Here is a 19,822-nt window from a genome sequence, read left to right on the forward strand (position 1 = left end):
ATGCGGTGTCCGGAACGACGACCGCGTTCTAACGCACCGCCATCTTGCCGGTCTAGATCGTCGCGACGATTTAGAGCCTTCGTCGTTGGGCCGGATGCACGAGGCGGCGCGTATGCACCAGCGCCATCGGCCGAATGAGAGAATTCGCATCGCTCTCAAGCGTCAGCTCATCGGCACCGCGCTTCACTGTCCGGGCAAGCACCTCGAAGACCGACGCCGTTGCGGCCTGGAGCGCCTTCTCGTCGCCATCGCCGATCATCAGGCGTGACAGGAAAACAGCAGCCAGCAGGTCGCCAAGGCCGTTCGGCGGTTGTTCGATTGCGCGGTGTTCCGCCAGAAAGGCGTGCCGGTCGGTCAGGAGCAGATTGCCGATGCCGCCCGCCATCATGGGCACCGCGGAGGTCACCAGCACACGTTTTGGCCCAAGCGAGAGCGCCGCTTCCATGATCGCGGTGTTGTCGTCGAGTGTCGCACCCGCCATGTGCGCGAGTTCGTAGCGGTTCGGCGTGGCGATCGTCGCAAGCGGCATGAGGATGTCGCGGATCGCGGTCGCGGTGGCTTCCGGTACGTACAGTCCGCCGAGATCTCCCATCACCGGGTCGCAGACATAGGTGGCTTCGGGCGACCGCGCCTTCACCGCCTCCACCAGCCGGGCGATCGGACGCGCCTGATCGGCCGAGCCGAGATAACCGGAAAGCACGGCGCCGACCTCACCGAGCCAGGGAGAAACGATCAGATCGTCGATCATCCTCGAAAAAGCGTCCGCCTCGACCGGATAACGCGTCGACGGTCCATGGCCGGGGTGAAACGGCAGGATGACCGTCGGCAGCGCCCATACCGGGTGGCCGAGCGATTCGAGCGCAAACACCGCCGCGCGGTTACCGACCGATCCGCGCACCACGTGGCTCGAAATGACAATGACCGCCTTGCGGTCAACTGGAACGTCGCTGGACATGGAAATCACGCGTAGGCGGAGACGAGCCAGAGAGCAAGCAGCACGAATGCCACGACGGCGAGGATGCGCCCGGTTCGGGTAGCAGCGACCTCGATCGGGTCGGTCTGGTCCGCGTCGCCGGCTGCGAAATGATCGCGCACGGAGCGCGCCTTGCTCTTCATGGCAGGCGATCCGAAGATGCCGCCTTCGCTGCCGAGGCGATCGAGATCGCGCTTCGCCTGACGGCGTTCTCTGTCATCGTCCCGCATGGAAACAGCTCCCTTTCGGCGCGCCTTCAGCGTGCCAGCGCGTGATAGTCGGTATTGGGACGCATATCGGTTGCCGCCGCAACCCTGTTCGACATGTTGAAGAAACCCGCAACCGCAGCGATGTCAAAGATATCGCGATCCGAAAAGCCGTTCTCGCGCAAGAAATTGCGATCGGCTTCCTCGATCTTGTCGGGCATCTCGGTCAGCTTGACCGCAAAGTCGAGCATCGCCTTCTGCTTCTCCGTCATGACGGCCGCACGGTAGTTGGTGGAGACCTCCTCGCCAAAAACTGGATCGCCTGAAAGCTGCCGCACCGCCGCGCCATGCGCAACGAGGCAGTAGTGGCAGTGGTTCACTGCCGAAACTGCCACCGCGATCATCTCGCGCTCGAGCTTGGAGAGGCCTGACGGGCCAAGCATCAGGTCGTTGTAGAACTCGCTGAACAGCCGCAGCTTCTTCTCATCGAAGGCATAGGCGATCAGCACATTCGGTACGAAACCGATCTTTTCAACGCACTTTTCGAAGAAGGCCTGCGTTTCTGGACCCAGATCCGCCATCGGCAGGTCAAGCGCCGTCACTTTCTGCGAAGTTTCAGCCATTTTAGCCTCCGCTTTTTCATCTCTTCACACTTTGTCGGCACAATTCATCTGCTAGGCTCCCGCCAAACACAAGGGCGCGCGCTCGACTGCCGAATCTGGGGAGAATTCGAATTGGCCTTCCGCAAGAATCCGAAGCGCGACCGCAAGCTCGCCGCGATCAAGCTCGTCCTGGATGCGCAGGAGAAACCTTTCATCGATCCGGTCGTGCTGTACGGACGCGCGGCAAGCGACGATCTCGCGCATTATTCGGATGCGGATCTGGCAGCAATGGCGATCCATGCACGAAGCGAGATCGCGGCTTTCGAGGATCACGCGGCACGGATCACGATCGCGAACCCGGAAGGCCTTAGCGTCGAGGGCCAGGCCGTATCGGTGCTTTCCGTCACCGATCGCAACATGCCCTTTCTCTACGACTCGGTGATCGGCGCCGTCGCGGCCAGCCATCGCACGCTGTTCCTTGCCGTGCACCCGATCCTCGACACGAGAAACCTCGACCGCATCCAGCTCGTCACAGGAACCTCGGATTGCCCTCAGGACAAGCGCGTCAGCCACATCCAGGTTCATCTGCCCGCCCTCTCCTCCGCTGAGGCGGAACGGTTGATCGCGAATTTGCGTGAGGTGCTCGACCAGGTTCACGCTGCGGTCGGCGATTGGCGCCCCATGCTCGACAAGCTCGAGCGCGCCATGGCGACCATGAAGCGCGCCAAGACCACGGCAAGGGCCGACGAACGACGCGAGGCGCTCGCCTTCCTCGACTGGCTGCGGGAAGGCAATTTCACCTTCCTCGGCATGCGCGACTACGTCTATTCCGCCGATAGTGGCGAGGCGAAGGTGGAACGCGCAGCCGAAGACGGCATCGGCATCCTCGCCGATCCGGACATGCGCGTCCTGCGCCTGGGCAAGGATCACGTGACGACGACGCCTGAAATCGTGGCGTTTCTGGAAGGCCCGGACTGGCTGATCGTCACCAAGGCCAACACCCGCTCGCAGGTGCACCGCCGCGCCTACATGGACTATATCGGCGTCAAGCTCTTCGACGAGGCGGGCGAGGTCAGCGGCGAGCTGCGCATCGTCGGGCTCTTCACCTCCACCGCCTATACACGCTCGGTCACCGAAATTCCGCTTCTGCGCACCAAGGTCGAGGCAGTCGTGGACAAGCTCGGCTTCGACCCCGAAAGCCATTCCGGCAAAATGCTCTTCAACACGCTGGAATCCTACCCGCGCGACGACCTCTTCCAGATCGATATCGATACGTTGGTGGATTACTGCGTCCAGATCAACGAGCTGTCCGACCGTCCGCGCGTGCGCGTGCTTGCGCGCATCGACCGATTCGACCGCTTCGTGTCGGTGATCGTCTACGTTCCGCGCGACCAGTATGATTCCGACGTTCGCGAGCGTATCGGCGCCGCCTTGGCCGAACGCTTCGACGGGCACGTTTCCGCCTATTATCCGGCCTTTCCCGAGGGCAATCTCGCCCGCGTGCATTTCATCATCGGCCGCCGCGGCGGCAAGACGCCTCGCGTGGCGCAGGACAAGCTCGAGCAGGATATCCGCACCATCGTCACGCGCTGGGAAGACCGGTTCGCGATGGAGAAGGCACCCGATGCTCCAAGGCTCGACGTCTCACAGGCCTACCGCGAACGGTTCACCCCTTCCGAGGCGCTCGGCGATCTCGATCGCATCTTGAGGTGCACGAAGCCGGGTGGCATCGCGATCGACCTGATGGCGAGCCGCGAGGGCGATCCGGACCGCATGACGCTGAAGATCTTCCATGCGCAGGAGGCTGTCGCGCTGTCGCGTCGTGTGCCGCTTCTGGAGAATCTTGGTTTCCGCGTGATCAGCGAGCGCACCTTCGATGTTCGCGTCCAGGCCGACAGGGCCGAGCCCGCGCTTGTGGTTCTTCACGAGATGGAGCTCGCACCCGCAGCCGGTGGGCAGGCACCGACCGGCGAGCGCCTCGACATGGTCGAGAATGCTTTCCTGAAGGCCTGGCACGGCGACGTCGACAATGATGCCTTCAACATGCTGGTGCTTGGTGCCGGGCTCGATGCACGCCGCGTCGTTGTGCTGCGCGCCTATGCGCGCTATCTGCGACAGCTCGGCAGTGCCTATTCCCAGACCTATATCGCCGGTACGCTCGGCCGCTACCCCGAGATCGCCTCCCTGCTCTATCAGCTCTTCGAGGCACGCTTCGCGCTCGACCAGGCGCTTGATAGACGCGAAAAGCAGGTGGTTGTCCTGCGCAAGAAGATTGCAACGGCGCTGGAATCCGTCGCGCGGCTTGAGGACGACCGCATACTGCGCCGCTACGAAAACGCAATCATGGCGACGCTGCGCACCAACTACTTTCAGACCGAAGAGGACGGTGAGCCTCGCCGGACGCTCGCCTTCAAGGTCAATCCACGCGCGCTCGAGGCTGCCCCTGCGCCGCGACCATTCCGCGAAATCTTCGTCTACGGGTCGGAGGTGGAAGGCGTTCATATGCGCTTCGGGCCCGTCGCACGCGGTGGCCTTCGCTGGTCGGACCGTCCGGAAGACTACCGCACCGAAGTGCTCGGCCTCGTGAAGGCGCAGCAGGTGAAAAACGCGGTCATCGTGCCGGTTGGCGCAAAGGGCGGCTTCTTCCCGAAGCACCTGCCGGAGACGGGCGATCGCAATGCGATCTTCGAAGCGGGCAAGTCCGCTTACAAGACCTTCATCCGCACCCTTCTGTCGGTGACCGACAATATCGACGGCGATGCCGTCGTGCCGCCCCAGGACGTGGTCCGCCACGATGGCGACGATCCTTATTTCGTCGTCGCAGCCGACAAGGGCACGGCCACCTTCTCGGACACGGCCAATGCGATCAGCCAGGAACAGGGCTTCTGGCTCGACGACGCTTTCGCGTCGGGCGGCTCCGCCGGCTACGACCACAAGAAGATGGGCATCACCGCGCGCGGCGCCTGGGAAACGGTCAAACGCCATTTCCGCGAGATGAACATCGACATCCAGTCGACACCGTTTTCGGTCGCAGGTGTCGGCGACATGTCCGGCGACGTCTTCGGCAACGGCATGCTGCTATCCAAGCACATCCGACTGATCGCCGCCTTCGACCACCGTGACATCTTCATCGACCCGGATCCGGACACGGCGGCGAGTTTCAACGAGCGTCAGCGCCTCTTCAACCTGCCGCGGTCCAGCTGGCAGGACTATGATCGCGCCCGCCTCTCCAAGGGCGGCATGATCGTTTCCCGCAGCGAGAAGTCGGTGAAGCTGACCCCGGAAGCCGCCCGCGCCATCGGCCTTGCAACCACCATCGCCTCGCCGCCGGAAATCATGACGGCAATCCTGAAGGCACAGGTCGATCTCTTGTGGTTCGGCGGCATCGGCACCTATGTGAAAGCGGCCGAAGAAAACGATGCGGATGTGGGCGACCGCGCCAATGATGCGATCCGCATCGCGGCAACGGAGGTCGGCGCCAAGGTGATCGGCGAAGGCGCCAATCTTGGCGTCACGCAGCGCGGCCGCATCGCCTATGCGCTTGCTGGTGGCCGCTGCAACTCCGATGCCATCGACAATTCCGCAGGCGTCAATTCGTCCGACGTCGAGGTCAACATCAAGATCGCGCTTGCGTCGGCCATGCGGCAGGAGAGGCTGACCCGCACCGATCGCAACCGTCTGCTGGTCTCCATGACAGATGACGTCGCGCGTCTGGTGCTGCGAAACAATTATCTGCAGTCGCTCGCGATCTCGCTTCAGGAACGCGCCGGCGCCGATGCCTCGCCGCAGCTTGCTGAACTCATGGACGGCATGGAACGCGCGGGCCGGCTCGATCGCAAGGTGGAGACGCTGCCGGACCGGCAGCTCTTCGAAGAACGCCAGCGCAACGGCAAGCCGCTGACGCGGCCGGAAATCGGCGTGCTTCTCTCCTATGCGAAGATCGGCCTGTTCGACGACCTGATGGCAAGCAGCCTGCCCGCCGATGCTTATTTCATGCCAACGCTGAAATCCTATTTCCCGAAACGCATGCAGCGGGACTTCGCCGACGAGATCGCCGGGCATCGCCTCAACGAGGAAATCGTCGCGACGGAGCTTGCGAACGCCGTGATCAACCGCGGCGGCCCGGCCTTCGTGTCGATGTTCGCGGATATTGGTGGCGCCATGCCGGGCGATGTCGTACGCGCCTTCGTCATTGCCCGCGACGGGCTGGAACTCGAGGCACTTTACGACCGCATCGATGCGCTGGACGGCAAGATCGACGGCAAGGATCAGAACACGCTCTATGCAGCGGTGAGTTTCGCGCTGGCGATGGCTACAGGGCGCATCCTGCGCGGCATGGATCGCAGCCAGCCGCTCAGCGACAAGGTTGCCGCAATCCGCGATGCTGCCCGCGCATTGAAACCGACGATCGAGCAGGCGCTCTCTCCCTTCCTGCGCGAGGAGACCGTCGGGCAGCGCGAGAGTTTCGAGCAGATCGGCGCTCCCGCCGATCTCGCCCGCGACCTGGCCCTGCTGCAGACACTCGTGCTCGTGCCGGAGATCGAGGAGATTGCGCGAGCCTGCGGCGTCGACCTCAAGAAGGCGTCCCGCCAGTTCTTCGCGGTCAACGACATTTTCCGCATCGGTCGCATCGAGGCGGCAGCCTTGCGCATTGATGACCGCGATCGCTACGCGACGCTGGCGCTTGCCCGCAATCTCAATGCCATCCATGCGGCGCGACGCAGCATCACGACCGCAGCGATTTCGGGTTTTGCGGAAGACAGGAATCCCGTCGAGGCATGGATCGCGAGCGATCGCATCCGCGTCGAGCGCCTGCGCGACCAGATCATGGCTCTGGCCGAGGACAGTGCCTTCGACATGTCGCGCCTGACGGTGGCGGCGGGCATGCTGTCGGATGTCGCTCCCCAGGGCCGCCAGCCGGCAGGGGCGTGACGGCTCGATCCATCGTCGGGTTTGCGGTGAACTTCGTGCTTCGCTAATCCTTGGCGGATGCGCGGATGGGAGGAACGCCCGCGCCCGGGAGGATCGATCATGGCCGAAAGCAGCAGCTACCACGCCGTCTATCAGCGCTGGCAGAGCGACCCCGAAGGATTCTGGGGCGATGCGGCCACGGCCATCGACTGGTTCAGCGATCCGGAGAAAGTATTCGATCCGGATGCCGGCGCCTATGGGCGCTGGTTCGTCGGCGGCACCACCAACACCTGCCACAACTGCCTCGACCGTCACGTTGCCGCCGGTCGCGGCAGCCAGAACGCACTGATCTACGACAGCCCAATCACCGGCCGCAAACGCGCGATCACCTATGCGGAGATGCTGTCCGAGGTCACCGCGCTTGCAGCAATTATCCGTGACCGCGGCCTCAAGGCAGGCGATCGAGTAATCATCTACATGCCGATGGTGCCTGAAGCCGTGATGGCGATGCTCGCCTGCGCAAGGCTTGGTCTCGTCCACTCGGTCGTCTTCGGCGGCTTTGCCGCCAACGAACTGGCGACGCGGATAGACGATTGCGCAGCCAGGCTCGTCATCACCGCATCCTGCGGGCTCGAACCGGGACGCGTGGTCGCCTACAAACCGCTCCTCGACGCCGCGATCGCAATGGCGCGGGTGAAGCCGGAAAGCTGCATCGTGCTTCAGCGCGAGGAACTCGCCTGCGAACTCACCGAAGGCCGCGATTTCGATTATGAAAGCCTGATGGCCGACGCGCGCCAGAAGGCCGAGCCCGTGCCTTGCGTGCCGGTCGAGGCGACGGAACCGCTCTACATCCTCTACACCTCGGGCACGACCGGCCAGCCAAAGGGTGTCGTGCGCGACAATGGCGGCCACATGGTCGCGCTGCACTGGTCGATGCACGCCCATTACGGCGTCAAGCCCGGCGAAGTGTTCTGGGCCGCCTCCGATATCGGCTGGGTCGTCGGCCATTCCTACATCGTCTATGCGCCGCTCCTGCACGGCAGCACGACCATTCTCTTTGAAGGCAAGCCGGTCGGGACACCTGATGCCGGCACCTTCTGGCGCGTGATCGCCGAGCACGGCGTGGTCGCGCTCTTCACGGCGCCGACCGCCTTTCGCGCCATCCGCAAGGACGACCCGAAGGCCGAGCATGTCGGCCGCTACGATTTGTCCAAGTTCCGCACGCTCTTCCTTGCCGGCGAGCGCGCCGATCCGGACACGATCCAGTGGGCCCAGAATGCGCTGAAAGTTCCAGTGATCGACCATTGGTGGCAAACGGAGAGCGGCTGGCCGATGGTTGGCAACCCCGTCGGCCTCGGCCAGTTGCCCGTGAAACTGGGCTCACCCTCCGTGCCGCTGCCCGGCTACGATGTCCAAATCGTCGACGACACCGGCAGGCAACTGGGACCGAACACGCTCGGCAATGTCGTGGTAAAACTGCCGCTGCCGCCAGGTGCCCTGCCGACGCTCTGGCACGCGCCGGAGCGCTTTCACAAGGCCTATCTCGATGAGTTCCCGGGCTTCTACAAGACCGCCGACGCCGGCTACATCGACGAAGACGGCTACCTGTTCATCATGGCCCGCACCGACGACATCATCAATGTCGCCGGCCACCGACTGTCGACCGGCGGCATGGAAGAGGCGATCGCAACGCACCCCGATGTCGCCGAATGCGCGGTCATCGGCATCGCGGACGACATGAAGGGCCAGATCCCGGTCGGTTTCTTCGTTACCAACAACGGCGTCGAGCAATCACCCGAGGAAATTGCCGCCGGTGTCGTCAAAGTCGTGCGCGATCGCATCGGGCCGGTGGCCGCGTTCAAGAACGCCTTCCAGGTCAAACGTCTGCCCAAGACGCGCTCCGGCAAGATCCTGCGCGCAACGCTCCAGAAGATCGCCGACGGCGAGGACTGGAAGATGCCGGCCACGATCGACGATCCGGCGATCCTCGACGAAATCGCGGCCGTGCTGAAAGAGCATCGCGTCGGCAAGGCGTTTCGCGAGGGAAATGACGGCTGACCGCAATTGACCTCAAAGCCGTGACGGGTCCAATGTCCGCGACTTCAGAGCGTTTCCAGGTGAAGTGGGTACCGGTTCACCGTCAGGAAACGCGATAAACAAAAATGCCTTAGAGCAACTGCGCGATTCGAAGAAAAGCGAAATTGCTCTAAGGTCAAGGAGTGAGACCATGGCCCTCGACGGCAAGATCGCGATCATCACCGGCGGCGCGAAGGGCATTGGCCTTGCGATCGCCAAGCGGTTCCTGGCAGACGGCGCAAAGGTCGTCATCGCCGATATCGACGAGAAGGCCGGCCACGCCGCCGAGCAGGAACTGTCGAGCCTCGGCGAGATCCGGTTCGTCGCAGCCGACGTGGCCGAGCGGCTCGACGTGCACAATCTCGTCGCCGCGACGCTCGATGCGTTCGACGACATCCACATCCTCGTCAACAATGCCGGCATCGTACACTCGGCCGATTTCCTCGATATCGAGGAAGCCGATTTTGACCGCGTCATACGCGTGAACCTCAAAGGCGCATTTCTCTGCGGCCAGATCGTTGCGCGTCACTTCGTCGAGCGGGTGCAGGCCGGCGGCAAGCCGGGTGTGATCGTCAACATGTCGTCCATCAACGACACCTTTGCGATCCCCAACCAGGTGCCCTACTCGGTCTCAAAGGGCGGTGTCAGCCAGTTGACGAAGGTCATGGCGCTGTCGCTCGCGCCTTACGGCATCCGCGCCAATGCGATTGGCCCAGGTTCGATCATGACGGATCTTCTGTCTGCGGTTGCCAACGACAAGGAAGCCAAGAAGCGCATTCTGTCGCGCACGCCGCTCGGCCGCATCGGCGATCCAAGCGAAATCGCGTCTGTCGCAGCCTTTCTGGCGTCCGACGATGCGAGCTACATCACCGGCCAGACGATCTACGCCGATGGCGGCCGCCTTCCGCTGAACTATACGGTCACGCCGAAGGAAGACTGAAGCATTCCCAGGTGAAGTGGGAACCGATTCACCGTTCGGGAATGCGATGCAAGGGTTCCATTCCGCGAGATGACCCTTAACAAAAGACGCCCGGCACGAGGCCGGGCGTTTCTATGTGGTCCGTGACCGACGATCAGCGGCGATAGTCGTCTTCTTCGTCTTCTTCCGGGGTCTCGCGCTTCAGCGACTTCAGCTTGGCGAAGACGGCCTCGGCGTCGATTTCCTTCTCTTCTTCCTCGCGATCGTTGCCGGCACCGAAGCCCAGCTTTTCCGTCTCGCTCGTCGGCGCCAGGGTCTCGTCGGCTGCCGCAGACGGTAATGGACGGCCTTTGTTGGCGCGTTCGATTTCGAGATCGAGATCGATCTGCGTGCACAGGCCAAGCGTCACCGGATCCATCGGCGTCAGATTGGCCGAGTTCCAGTGGGTACGGTTGCGGATCTGCTCGATCGTCGACTTCGTCGTGCCGACGAGGCGCGAAACCTGCGCATCCTTCAGTTCCGGGTGGTTGCGCACCAGCCAGTAGATGGCGTTCGGACGATCCTGGCGCTTGGACACCGGCGTGTAACGCGGTCCCTTGCGCTTTGCTTCCGGAACGCGAACCTTGGGGTCTGCGAGCTTCAGCTTGTGGTTCGGGTCGGCTTCCGCCTTCGAGATTTCCTCGCGCGAAAGCTGGCCGGTCTGGACCGGATCGAGTCCCTTGATGCCCTGGTGCGATTCGCCATCGGCGATCGCCTTGATTTCCAGCGGGTGCATCTTGCAGAACTGGGCGATCTGGTCGAAGGAGAGCGCCGTGTTGTCGACGAGCCAGACGGCTGTCGCTTTCGGCATGAGCAGTTGTTGAGCCATGGATGTGATCCTTCTATCGTCCGCGCTCTTTTCAGGGAACGCGCCGCGGGATTGGGTGTACTGACCACAATTTCCGGGAATGACGAGGTCTATACGCGCCTTCGGCTGCGATTGCAATTGATCCTGTGCTGCGCCATCCGGCCGCAAACCCTTCGTCTAATTGCCGGGTGCCCTTGAGATGTTATGAATGCCGCCAGGAAGAGGTCGGCATGTCCGGCCCGGAGGACGACATGCGTGAAAGCGCATGGCCGAGGATCAAGGAGGATTGTTCATGTCCGCTGCCGTCTACAAAGTACCCCAGGATGCGGAAGCTCGTGCCAAGATCAACCGGTCGACCTATGAGAAATGGTACGCCGAGAGCATCGACAATCCGGAAGCGTTCTGGTCCGAACACGGCAAGCGGATCGACTGGTTCAAGCCCTACACCAAGGTCAAGAACACCAGCTTCGAGGGCGATGTCTCCATCAAGTGGTTCGAAGATGGCCTGACCAACGTCTCCTACAACTGCATCGACCGGCATCTGGACAAGCGCGGCGATCAGGTCGCGATCATCTGGGAAGGCGACGACCCGGCCGACGATAAGAAGATCACCTATCGCGAACTGCATGACGCCGTGTGCCGCCTCGCCAACGTCATGAAGGACCATGGCGTCAAGAAGGGCGATCGCGTCACCATCTACATGCCGATGATCCCGGAAGCGGCCTATGCGATGCTGGCCTGTGCCCGCATCGGCGCGATCCACTCGATCGTCTTCGGCGGCTTCTCGCCCGACGCACTGGCCGGCCGCATCGTCGACGCCGCCTCGACCTTCATCATCACCTCTGACGAGGGTCTGCGCGGCGGCAAGAAAGTGCCGCTCAAGGTCAACACCGACAAGGCGATCGAGATTGCCAAGAAGCAGGGTGCTGACGTCGCCAACGTGCTGGTCGTCAAGCGCACCGGCGCCGATGTGGCCTGGCACGAAGGCCGCGACATCGCCTATGAGGACGCCGTCGCCAAGGCCTCCGCGACATGCGAGCCGGAGCAGATGAACGCGGAAGACCCGCTTTTCATCCTCTACACGTCTGGCTCCACCGGCAAACCCAAAGGCGTGCTGCACACCACGGGCGGCTACCTCGTCTACGCCTCTATGACCCACGAATACGTCTTCGACTACCATGATGGCGACATCTACTGGTGCACGGCAGACGTGGGCTGGGTCACCGGTCACTCCTACATCGTCTACGGCCCGCTCGCTAACGGCGCGACGACGCTGATGTTCGAAGGCGTGCCGAACTACCCCTCGCCCGCCCGCTTCTGGGAAGTGGTCGACAAGCACCAGGTCAACATCTTCTACACCGCCCCGACGGCGATCCGCGCGCTGATGGGCGCCGGCAACGACCATGTGACGAAGACGTCGCGCAAGTCGCTGCGCACGCTGGGCTCGGTCGGCGAGCCGATCAACCCGGAAGCCTGGGAGTGGTACTACAACATCGTCGGCGACAAGCGTTGCCCTATCGTCGACACTTGGTGGCAGACCGAAACCGGCGGCATTCTCATCACGCCGCTGCCCGGCGCGATCGACCTCAAGCCGGGTTCGGCGACCCTGCCCTTCTTCGGTGTCAAGCCCGAGCTCGTCGATGCCGAGGGCAAGGTCCTGGAAGGCGCGACGGACGGAAATCTCTGCATCGCCGATTCATGGCCGGGGCAGATGCGCACGGTCTATGGCGACCACGAGCGTTTCATCCAGACCTACTTCTCCGCCTACAAGGGCAAGTACTTCACCGGTGACGGCTGCCGCCGCGATGCCGACGGCTATTACTGGATTACCGGCCGCGTCGACGACGTGATCAACGTTTCCGGCCACCGCATGGGTACGGCCGAAGTGGAATCGGCGCTGGTTGCGCATGAATCCGTGTCCGAAGCGGCGGTCGTCGGCTATCCGCACGACGTGAAGGGCCAGGGCATCTATTGCTACGTGACCCTCATGGGCGGCGTGGAGCCGAGCGATGAGCTGAAGAAGGATCTCGTCAAGCACGTGCGCAACGAGATCGGCCCGATCGCGTCACCAGACAAGATCCAGTTCGCGCCGGGCCTGCCGAAGACCCGCTCGGGCAAGATCATGCGCCGTATTCTCCGCAAGATCGCCGAGGATGATTTCGGTGCGCTCGGCGACACCTCGACGCTCGCCGATCCGGCCGTCGTCGACGATTTGATCGAGCACCGCGAAAACCGGAAGGCCTGATCGGTCAGGCTTTCCGGAATCCGGCTACCACCAAAGCTTGTAGCCGTAATAGCCGGCTAAGAGCAGTCCTGCAGCAACGCCACAACCGACCAGCAAGGCGCGTCGGTTGTGGCGCCATGCATCGATCACGTGCTCGCCGACCAGATAGACGACAAGGGCTAGACCGTAATAGCGCACACCGCGCGCAATCAACGCTGCCAGCAGAAAGAGCGGCAGCGAGTAGCCCGCAGCGCCTGCCGTCAGCATCCCGATCTGGAATGGGATTGGGATGATGCCTACGGCGATGATCGCCCAGAAGCCGTGGTTCTGGAAAAGCTCCAGGAACTCGGCATAGCCTGCCTGCCAGCCGAAGGTTTCGATGGCCCAGCGGCCCGCTGTCTCGAAGAAGAGATAGCCGAGGAGATAGCCGAAAAGCGCCCCCGCGAGACATCCGGCCAGCACGATGGTGGCGAGCCAGAACATGCGCGCGCGGTGGATCGCCATATAGGGCACGAGAATCAGCTCGATCGGGATCGGAACGATGACCGTTTCGGCGAAAGAGGCCCCGAAGAGCAGCGTTTTCTCGTGGCGGGAACGCGCAAGCCGCTCCAGCCAGTCCTCGACCTTGTTCTTCATTCAGTTCGCCACTCCATACATGCGCCCCGGGTTTTCGTCTCGCCCGCATGGACCATGGAAAGCAACCGCGGCGAAATGGCGGCCCGCTATAAAGGTTCCTTCGACAAGGGCCATTGCCACGGGAGCGGAAGCGACCCATATTCCTTTTCATGTGCAACGAAACGAAAGGAGGTGATCCGATGTCGAGTGATTTTGGTATCCGTCGCGAGGCTTTGGTGGATCGTCGCCACGGGGAGCAGCCTTCCCGTTGATCGGCAGGACATAAGCGGTGCCGGCCCGACCATAGGCTGGCCGACGGCGCCGCGGCGGATGCGAGTCACGCCAAACCGAACCGCCCCGATCCCATCGGGGCGGTTCTTTTTTGTCTGGATCTCAGCGTACGAGACGCAGTGATTGGATGGTCCGGCTGATTTCCGTGTAGGCCGCCGTCAGGTCCGCACCCGTCGTCGCGCTGTAGAAATACTGGATGGCGCCGTCCTGCGGTGTGGCGCAATCGCGAAGCATGTTCATTGCGCGCGTCCCATCACGAAGGCCGAAGCCAATGGTGAAGACCGTAATGCGATCATCTTTCATCGCCTTGCAGAGCGCCAGTGCCTGATTGGTGGCACGCGTCGTCTCATTCCCCTGCGGGCCATTCGGAGGTCGCCGGTTGGATCCGAAGAAAGCGGTGTTGAACTCGCCGTCGGTCATGATGATCGCGTATTTCTTGACCGTGTCCGAACTCGTCGCGGGATCACGAGGCTTCGACCCCTCCGGAAGATAGTCTGCCCATTCGGGCGAGAGCATGTACCACGCCCACTGGATCCCGATCTGGCCCGCGGTGACACCCCTCGCCGCAAAACTCTGGATCGATGTTGTCAGGCGATCAGCGTCGTTCGTCAGCGGGATCAACGCGGCGTCGGGGCAGTCCGCAAGGCGATCATCACGATTGACCATGGCGCGATCCGGCCCGTCCGGCAGGACCGCATAGTTGCCCTTCCGCTCCGTGGCGCATGTGTCTTCCGCGAGGGGACCGGACCCGGAAATGTTCGCCTCGGGCGAAAGTCCGGCGGGTCGCTGTCCGCTTTCGATCATGGTCGTGAAATCACCGAACCGCGGCGGTGCCGTGTTGGCGCCCCCATCGTCCGGAAAGACATAACGCGCCAGACTGCCTGCATTCACGGCCTCGGCGTAAGGAACCGAACTGACGCGAACCGTCTCGCTTTCTCCATCACCCAAGAGAAGCGTTACACCCTCTGTTGCCGCGTTCTTGAGATCACGCAGCCGGGCACCTTTCATCGATCCTGTCACGTCAAACGTCATCGCCACTTCCACATAGGTCGTGCCGTAGAGTGCTGCGGAATTCGTGCGCAGCGTCAGCGCATTGTTCTCGCCAAAGAAGCGGAACATCGTGTCGAAGTCGCGCGTGCCGTTGGCCGACAGCGTCTTCGTTGCTTCGTTGAACTGGATGTTGTCGATCCGGTAGCCGGCGACTTCTTCGGCCGAGACGTTCAGATTGGCGGCGAACATCGCGTTCATGTAATTTTCGGCTTCAGCGCGGGTGATCTCGCCAAGCGAGATCGACCGGGCCGTTGCAAGCACCGCCGCATCCAGCGCGTTCGCCATGGAACTGCGCTCCGTCATCGCGCGGGAGACCTCGACGGCGAGTCCGCCTGCCGTGAGAAGCACGACGGCGGTCAAGCCGAACATGATCGCAATGTTGCCCGCTTCGTCCTTGGCAAACCGGCGATAGTGAGAAAGCAAGTTCGGCATCGGCGCTGCTCCGAGATAATCCATCGATCATCGGAACACAGCTGATTTTGCGCTGCCCAACTGTCCCGTGATCGAACGCTATCCTCGGGCAAGCAAGGTTAAGCGAGATGTAACGGCGCTTGAGCTTCGCTTCACAAGCTTAGTGGGGCTTCAATGCTTTCACGACAATTTGAAATATCGGGAGAGATCTAGAAATCGATCGCCCGGCCATCGATCTCCCAATCGCCGAAACGCGCCGGATCGAGGCCACCGCGTCCTCCTATTTCGCGAGGCTGTTGCAGTTCACGCGCCTTCGCCCGGCGTTCCTCCGCTTCGGCAAGAGCGCGCTTGGCCGCTTCCGTGAGCGGCGGACGCTCTCCCTTCGGCATGATCTGCTCTGCAGCAACTTCATGATTTTCAGCGGATTCGGTCATCATTCGGCTTTCATGCTGAGAATATTGACGTGACTTGGCCGGCTCCTCACATATAGAGGCGCCTGACGCGCGGGAAAAGCCCGGCGAGCCGGCAGCAAACGGAGCCGATGACGATGAACCTTGTTCGTACCGCGATGCTGATCGCCTTCATGACTGCGCTGTTCATGGGTGTCGGGCTTCTGATCGGCGGCACGAACGGCATGCTGATTGCGCTGGTCGTTGCCATGGGCATGAACCTGTTCGCCTACTGGAACTCCGACAAGATGGTGCTGCGCATGCACCACGCTCAGGAGGTCGATGAGCGTACGGCTCCGGAGTTCTACGGCATGGTCGCGGGGCTTGCCGAAAATGCGGGCCTTCCGATGCCGAAGGTCTACGTGATCAACAACCCGCAGCCGAACGCCTTCGCCACGGGCCGGAACCCTGAAAACGCCGCCGTCGCGGCAACGACCGGGCTGCTCAACAGCCTATCGCATGAGGAAGTAGCAGCCGTCATGGCGCATGAGCTTGCCCATGTGCAGAACCGCGACACACTCATCATGACCATCACCGCGACGCTCGCCGGCGCGATTTCCATGCTGGGCAATTTCGCGTTCTTCTTCGGCAACAACCGCAACAACCCGCTCGGCATCATCGGCGTGCTGTTGGCTATGATCGTCGCGCCTTTCGCTGCGATGCTGGTTCAGATGGCGATCAGCCGTACCCGCGAATACTCGGCCGATAGGCGCGGCGCCGAAATCTGCGGCAATCCGCTGTGGCTCGCCTCTGCCCTGCGCAAGATCGCCGGTGGTGCGAAGCGTGTCGTCAACGAAGACGCCGAGCGCAACCCGGCCACCGCGCATATGTTCATCATCAATCCGCTGAACGGCCAGCGCATGGATGGCCTGTTCTCGACCCACCCGGCCACGGAAAACCGCATCGCAGCGCTCGAACAGCTGCATCAGGAGATGGGCGGCAGCGCGCCGGCCCAGGCAACGATGCAAAGCGCCCGCCGCGGACCATGGGATAACGGACCGTCCTCGACGCCGAGAGGCCCGTGGTCTTGAGCGCCGGTCCGGTCGGCCAGCCGCGCAAGCGCCACGAAACGACGCACGCAAAACCTTCGAACCAGAAACCCGGTCTCGCAGCGCGCCAGGCCGCGACGCGGTTGCTGGGTGCGGTCATCGACCGCGCGATCTCGCTTGATGGTTTGCTCGAGCCTGAAAACGGCAACGCCACCTATCGCGCCCTGCCGCCGGCCGATCAGGCGCTTGTGCGCGCCATTCTTCTCACCGCGCTGCGCAACCTGCCGGTTCTCGACGCGGCCATCGATGCGATGGTCGATCGCAAGCTTCCCGATGGTGCACGCTCGCTGCGTCACATCCTGATCGTTGCGGCCACGCAGATCCTGTTTCTCGACATTCCCGATCGTGCCGCCGTCGATCTCGCGGTGGAGCAGACCCATGCGGACCCCCGCAGCCGCCGCTTCGCGAACCTCGCGAACGCCGTCCTCCGCCGCCTGTCGCGTGAAGGACAGGCCGTGCTCGAGCAGGTCAAGGACCAGGCGGCCGGCGGCCCGGTCTGGTTGGTGGACATGCTGCAAAGCCATTATGGGAAAGAGCATGCCAGGCGCATTCTGGACGCGCATCGGTTTGCCCCACCGCTCGACCTGACGGTGAAATCCGATGCAGCGGGTTGGGCCGAGCGCCTCGGCGGCATCGTCGTTGCCACAGGCAGCGTCCGGCTCCCCGCAGCCCATGGCGCAATCCCTGAGCTCGAAGGTTTCGATGAAGGCGCCTGGTGGGTTCAGGACGCGGCCGCATCCATCCCCGCTCGGCTCTTCGGCGATATCGAAGGCCTTGCGGTCGCAGATTTATGCGCAGCCCCGGGGGGCAAGACCGCGCAACTCGCAGCCGCCGGCGGCAAGGTCACGGCCTTCGATCTCTCCGCCAATCGCTTGCGCCGTCTTGGCGAGAACATGGATCGGCTGGGGCTGAAGGTCGAAACGATCGTCGGCGATTTTCGCAAGACAGCCGGTAATCGGACTTTCGACGCAGTGCTCCTCGATGCTCCATGCTCATCCACCGGCACGATCCGCCGCCATCCCGACGTGCCGTGGACGAAGTCGGCCGAGGACGTCGCCAAGCTGGCTTCGCTGCAGGCCGACCTGCTCGACGCGGCGATCAGTCTCGTGAAGCCCGGCGGCAAGATCGTCTTCGCCAACTGCTCGCTCGATCCGTCCGAGGGCGAGACACTGGTGAAGGCCTGCCTCGACAGGCGCGATGATGTGGAACTGGTTGCGGTCGACCCGACCGACTGGCCGGGTCTCGAGGAAGCGATCACGAAGGAAGGCTTTTTCCGAACGACCCCAGCCATGATGCAGGGCGACACGCCGGAAACGTCTGGGCTCGACGGATTTTTCGCCGCAATCCTGCGTCGCCGCTGAATTTAACCAACTGCGCCGGCGATCTCCGGCAATTTTGTTATTTGTTTTAACGAATTCCCCTCAGACTCGCTATGCATGAGAATCACTTGGCCAATCCGGCCTGATGCAAGGGTCACGGGGTCGATTTGACATTGGCACTTTCAGACACGCGGCGTTCGCTGCGTCTCTATGCTGAGGAGGTCTGGCGTCGCTTTTACCGGCGCGTCGCCCTCGGCAGGGTGACCGCGTTCCGTTTTGCCGGCATGACACCCGATCGGCTGATCGTTGCGCCAACCGATCTGCGCATGGCAGACCGCCACATCGCAGACGAAATCTATGCCGGCCGGTTCCCCTTGGCAGGCCAGGTCTTCGAGACCTACGGCGACTCCCCCTTTATCGTGGACCTTCCGTCGGAAGAATTCGCCGAACGGCTGCATTCGTTCCGTTGGTTGCGGCATCTGCGTGCCGCCAACACCGAGCTTGCCTTCTCCAATGCGCGCGCGCTGGTCGACGAGTGGATCACGATCCATGGCCGGCGGGTCGATGGCGCCGGCTGGCGGCCGGAGATCATGGCCGAGCGCGTGCTTGCCTGGATGTCCCATTCCACCGTGGTCCTCAAAGGGTCGGATCACGGCTTCTACCGGCGCTTCCTGAAAAGCCTTGCGTTCCAGGTGCGCTATCTGCGCCATATCGCACCGACCACGCCGAATGGCGAAACGCGTCTGAAGGTGCGTATTGCCTTGGCGATGGCGACACTCGCGATGCCTGCAAGCGCGGCCGCGATCCGGACAGCGGCAAAAAACCTCGACCTCGAACTCGACTGGCAGATCCTTGCCGATGGCGGGCATGTCTCGCGCTCGCCCGAAGTCGCGCTCGACCTGCTGTGCGACCTGCTGCCGCTGCGCCAGACCTACATCAATCTCGGTCAGACATTGCCGAAGAAGCTGATCCCCGCGATCGACCGCATGTTTCCGGCATTGCGCTTTTTCCGGCACTCGAACGGCGAGCTGGCACTCTTCAACGGCGCGACATCGGTGTCCGCCGACCGGTTGCTGTGCGTATTGCGCTACGACGAAAGCACCGGCCGAACCTTCAAGGCCGCGCCCCATCTCGGTTACCAGCGTCTCGAATGCGGGCCGACGGTCGTGATCGCCGATACGGGCAGCCCACCGCCCGGCATCCTGTCGACGCGAGCGCACGCGGGCTGTCTCGCCTTCGAAATGTCATCCGGCCGCAACCGCTTCATCGTCAATTCCGGCATGCCCGTTGCGGCAAGCCGCGAATTCCAGTCGCTGGCGCGCTCCACCGCTGCTCATTCGACCGTTGTCGTCCAGGACACCTCCTCCAGCCGGCAGTCCCAGTCGCGCTTCCTCGGACCCATCATGATCGGCGGCATCCGCACAGTCTCGCTGGAGCGCATCGACAGCGATACGGGCAACCAGGGCTTCGTTGCCCGGCATGATGGCTATCTCGCCCGCTTCGGCCTCTATCACGAGCGGGAAATCCGCCTCTCGCCCGATGGCGCGCGGATCGTCGGCCGCGATCGCATTCTGCGGCGTGGCGACAAGGATCCGGACCCGTCCGACAAGCGGGCGGCAGTGGCACGCTTCCACATCCATCCGAAGATTACGATCAACCAGGCGTCGAGCGGCAACGTTCTTCTGACGGCACCGGACGGAGAACGCTGGACGTTCGAATGCGTGGAAACGAAGCCGGCGGTCGATGACAGTATCTATCTCGCCGACATCACCGGTCCGCGACGCTCGTCGCAGATCACTGTCACGATGCGGCTTGGCGAGACACCTGAAATTCAATGGACGTTGACCCGGCTGGTTTGACCGCCGGCTGCCGCCAAAGCG

The 19,822-nt window shown here is 62.8% G+C and carries 14 protein-coding genes; 7 read left to right on the forward strand and 7 right to left on the reverse strand.

The features are described from left to right. Positions 1–70 precede the first annotated feature (70 nt). Genes pdxY through QQL76_RS16175 form a run of 3 tightly spaced genes read right to left on the reverse strand, consistent with a single transcriptional unit; the run spans position 71 to position 1,802 of the window. Entirely contained in the window at positions 71–955 is an 885-nt protein-coding gene (pdxY, locus tag QQL76_RS16165; RefSeq protein WP_499208520.1) for a pyridoxal kinase PdxY, read from the reverse strand. A gap of 5 nt (positions 956–960) precedes the next feature. Further along, positions 961–1,203: a hypothetical protein gene (locus QQL76_RS16170; RefSeq protein WP_126007431.1), complete on the reverse strand. Its 243-nt coding sequence runs from the start codon at positions 1,201–1,203 to the stop codon at positions 961–963. A 26-nt stretch (positions 1,204–1,229) separates the two neighbouring features. After that, positions 1,230–1,802: a carboxymuconolactone decarboxylase family protein gene (locus tag QQL76_RS16175; protein WP_499208521.1), complete on the reverse strand. Its 573-nt coding sequence runs from the start codon at positions 1,800–1,802 to the stop codon at positions 1,230–1,232. A 111-nt stretch (positions 1,803–1,913) separates the two neighbouring features. Between QQL76_RS16175 and QQL76_RS16180 the strand changes: the two genes are divergently transcribed. The 3 genes from QQL76_RS16180 to QQL76_RS16190 all read left to right on the forward strand — a co-directional run bounded on the left by QQL76_RS16180 (position 1,914) and on the right by QQL76_RS16190 (position 9,708). Continuing rightward, positions 1,914–6,713 carry an NAD-glutamate dehydrogenase gene (locus tag QQL76_RS16180; RefSeq protein ID WP_499208522.1) on the forward strand — a complete coding sequence of 1,600 codons (4,800 nt, stop codon included), beginning with the start codon at positions 1,914–1,916 and terminating at the stop codon, positions 6,711–6,713. 99 nt (positions 6,714–6,812) lie between these two features. Next, positions 6,813–8,750, forward strand: coding sequence for a propionyl-CoA synthetase (locus tag QQL76_RS16185; RefSeq protein WP_499208523.1), 1,938 nt, complete (start codon positions 6,813–6,815; stop codon positions 8,748–8,750). 169 nt (positions 8,751–8,919) lie between these two features. Then, positions 8,920–9,708, forward strand: coding sequence for an SDR family NAD(P)-dependent oxidoreductase (locus tag QQL76_RS16190; RefSeq protein WP_499208524.1), 789 nt, complete (start codon positions 8,920–8,922; stop codon positions 9,706–9,708). A 133-nt stretch (positions 9,709–9,841) separates the two neighbouring features. Here the strand turns inward: QQL76_RS16190 and QQL76_RS16195 are convergent, their stop codons facing one another. Further along, complete coding sequence (locus QQL76_RS16195; protein ID WP_126007420.1) at positions 9,842–10,555, reverse strand: DUF1013 domain-containing protein; 714 nt, start codon at positions 10,553–10,555, stop codon at positions 9,842–9,844. 271 nt (positions 10,556–10,826) lie between these two features. Between QQL76_RS16195 and acs the strand changes: the two genes are divergently transcribed. Further along, positions 10,827–12,779 carry an acetate--CoA ligase gene (gene acs / locus QQL76_RS16200; RefSeq protein WP_499208525.1) on the forward strand — a complete coding sequence of 651 codons (1,953 nt, stop codon included), beginning with the start codon at positions 10,827–10,829 and terminating at the stop codon, positions 12,777–12,779. Between the two features lie 24 nt (positions 12,780–12,803). Here the strand turns inward: acs and QQL76_RS16205 are convergent, their stop codons facing one another. From QQL76_RS16205 to QQL76_RS16215, 3 genes are all read right to left on the reverse strand, one after another. Next, a complete protein-coding gene (locus tag QQL76_RS16205; protein ID WP_499208526.1) occupies positions 12,804–13,394 on the reverse strand; it encodes a YqaA family protein in 591 nt (196 codons plus the stop codon). Positions 13,395–13,766: 372 nt separating this feature from the next. Then, on the reverse strand, positions 13,767–15,146 hold the full coding sequence (locus QQL76_RS16210) for a TadE/TadG family type IV pilus assembly protein (protein WP_499208527.1): 1,380 nt from the start codon (positions 15,144–15,146) through the stop codon (positions 13,767–13,769). A 188-nt stretch (positions 15,147–15,334) separates the two neighbouring features. After that, complete coding sequence (locus QQL76_RS16215; RefSeq protein ID WP_404864415.1) at positions 15,335–15,514, reverse strand: DUF1674 domain-containing protein; 180 nt, start codon at positions 15,512–15,514, stop codon at positions 15,335–15,337. Positions 15,515–15,672: 158 nt separating this feature from the next. Between QQL76_RS16215 and htpX the strand changes: the two genes are divergently transcribed. From htpX to QQL76_RS16230, 3 genes are all read left to right on the forward strand, one after another. Further along, entirely contained in the window at positions 15,673–16,605 is a 933-nt protein-coding gene (gene htpX, locus QQL76_RS16220; protein ID WP_499208528.1) for a zinc metalloprotease HtpX, read from the forward strand. After that, a complete protein-coding gene (locus QQL76_RS16225) occupies positions 16,596–17,984 on the forward strand; it encodes an RsmB/NOP family class I SAM-dependent RNA methyltransferase (protein WP_499208529.1) in 1,389 nt (462 codons plus the stop codon). The genes htpX and QQL76_RS16225 overlap by 10 nt, the downstream gene beginning before the upstream one ends. Positions 17,985–18,115: 131 nt before the next feature. After that, positions 18,116–19,801 carry a heparinase II/III family protein gene (locus QQL76_RS16230; protein WP_499208530.1) on the forward strand — a complete coding sequence of 562 codons (1,686 nt, stop codon included), beginning with the start codon at positions 18,116–18,118 and terminating at the stop codon, positions 19,799–19,801. Positions 19,802–19,822 lie beyond the last annotated feature (21 nt).

It is taken from the genome of Rhizobium albus, assembly GCA_030160035.1.
GTDB classification, from domain to species: domain Bacteria; phylum Pseudomonadota; class Alphaproteobacteria; order Rhizobiales; family Rhizobiaceae; genus Georhizobium; species Georhizobium albus.

Coding starts and splice junctions, on each gene's coding strand:
- acs (WP_499208525.1), top strand. CDS start 10,827: ATGTCCGCTGCCGTCTACAAAGTACCCCAGGATGCGGAAGCTCGTGCC.
- QQL76_RS16215 (WP_404864415.1), bottom strand. CDS start 15,514: ATGCCGAAGGGAGAGCGTCCGCCGCTCACGGAAGCGGCCAAGCGCGCT.
- QQL76_RS16205 (WP_499208526.1), bottom strand. CDS start 13,394: ATGAAGAACAAGGTCGAGGACTGGCTGGAGCGGCTTGCGCGTTCCCGC.
- QQL76_RS16185 (WP_499208523.1), top strand. CDS start 6,813: ATGGCCGAAAGCAGCAGCTACCACGCCGTCTATCAGCGCTGGCAGAGC.
- QQL76_RS16190 (WP_499208524.1), top strand. CDS start 8,920: ATGGCCCTCGACGGCAAGATCGCGATCATCACCGGCGGCGCGAAGGGC.
- htpX (WP_499208528.1), top strand. CDS start 15,673: ATGAACCTTGTTCGTACCGCGATGCTGATCGCCTTCATGACTGCGCTG.
- QQL76_RS16210 (WP_499208527.1), bottom strand. CDS start 15,146: ATGCCGAACTTGCTTTCTCACTATCGCCGGTTTGCCAAGGACGAAGCG.
- QQL76_RS16175 (WP_499208521.1), bottom strand. CDS start 1,802: ATGGCTGAAACTTCGCAGAAAGTGACGGCGCTTGACCTGCCGATGGCG.
- pdxY (WP_499208520.1), bottom strand. CDS start 955: ATGTCCAGCGACGTTCCAGTTGACCGCAAGGCGGTCATTGTCATTTCG.
- QQL76_RS16170 (WP_126007431.1), bottom strand. CDS start 1,203: ATGCGGGACGATGACAGAGAACGCCGTCAGGCGAAGCGCGATCTCGAT.
- QQL76_RS16195 (WP_126007420.1), bottom strand. CDS start 10,555: ATGGCTCAACAACTGCTCATGCCGAAAGCGACAGCCGTCTGGCTCGTC.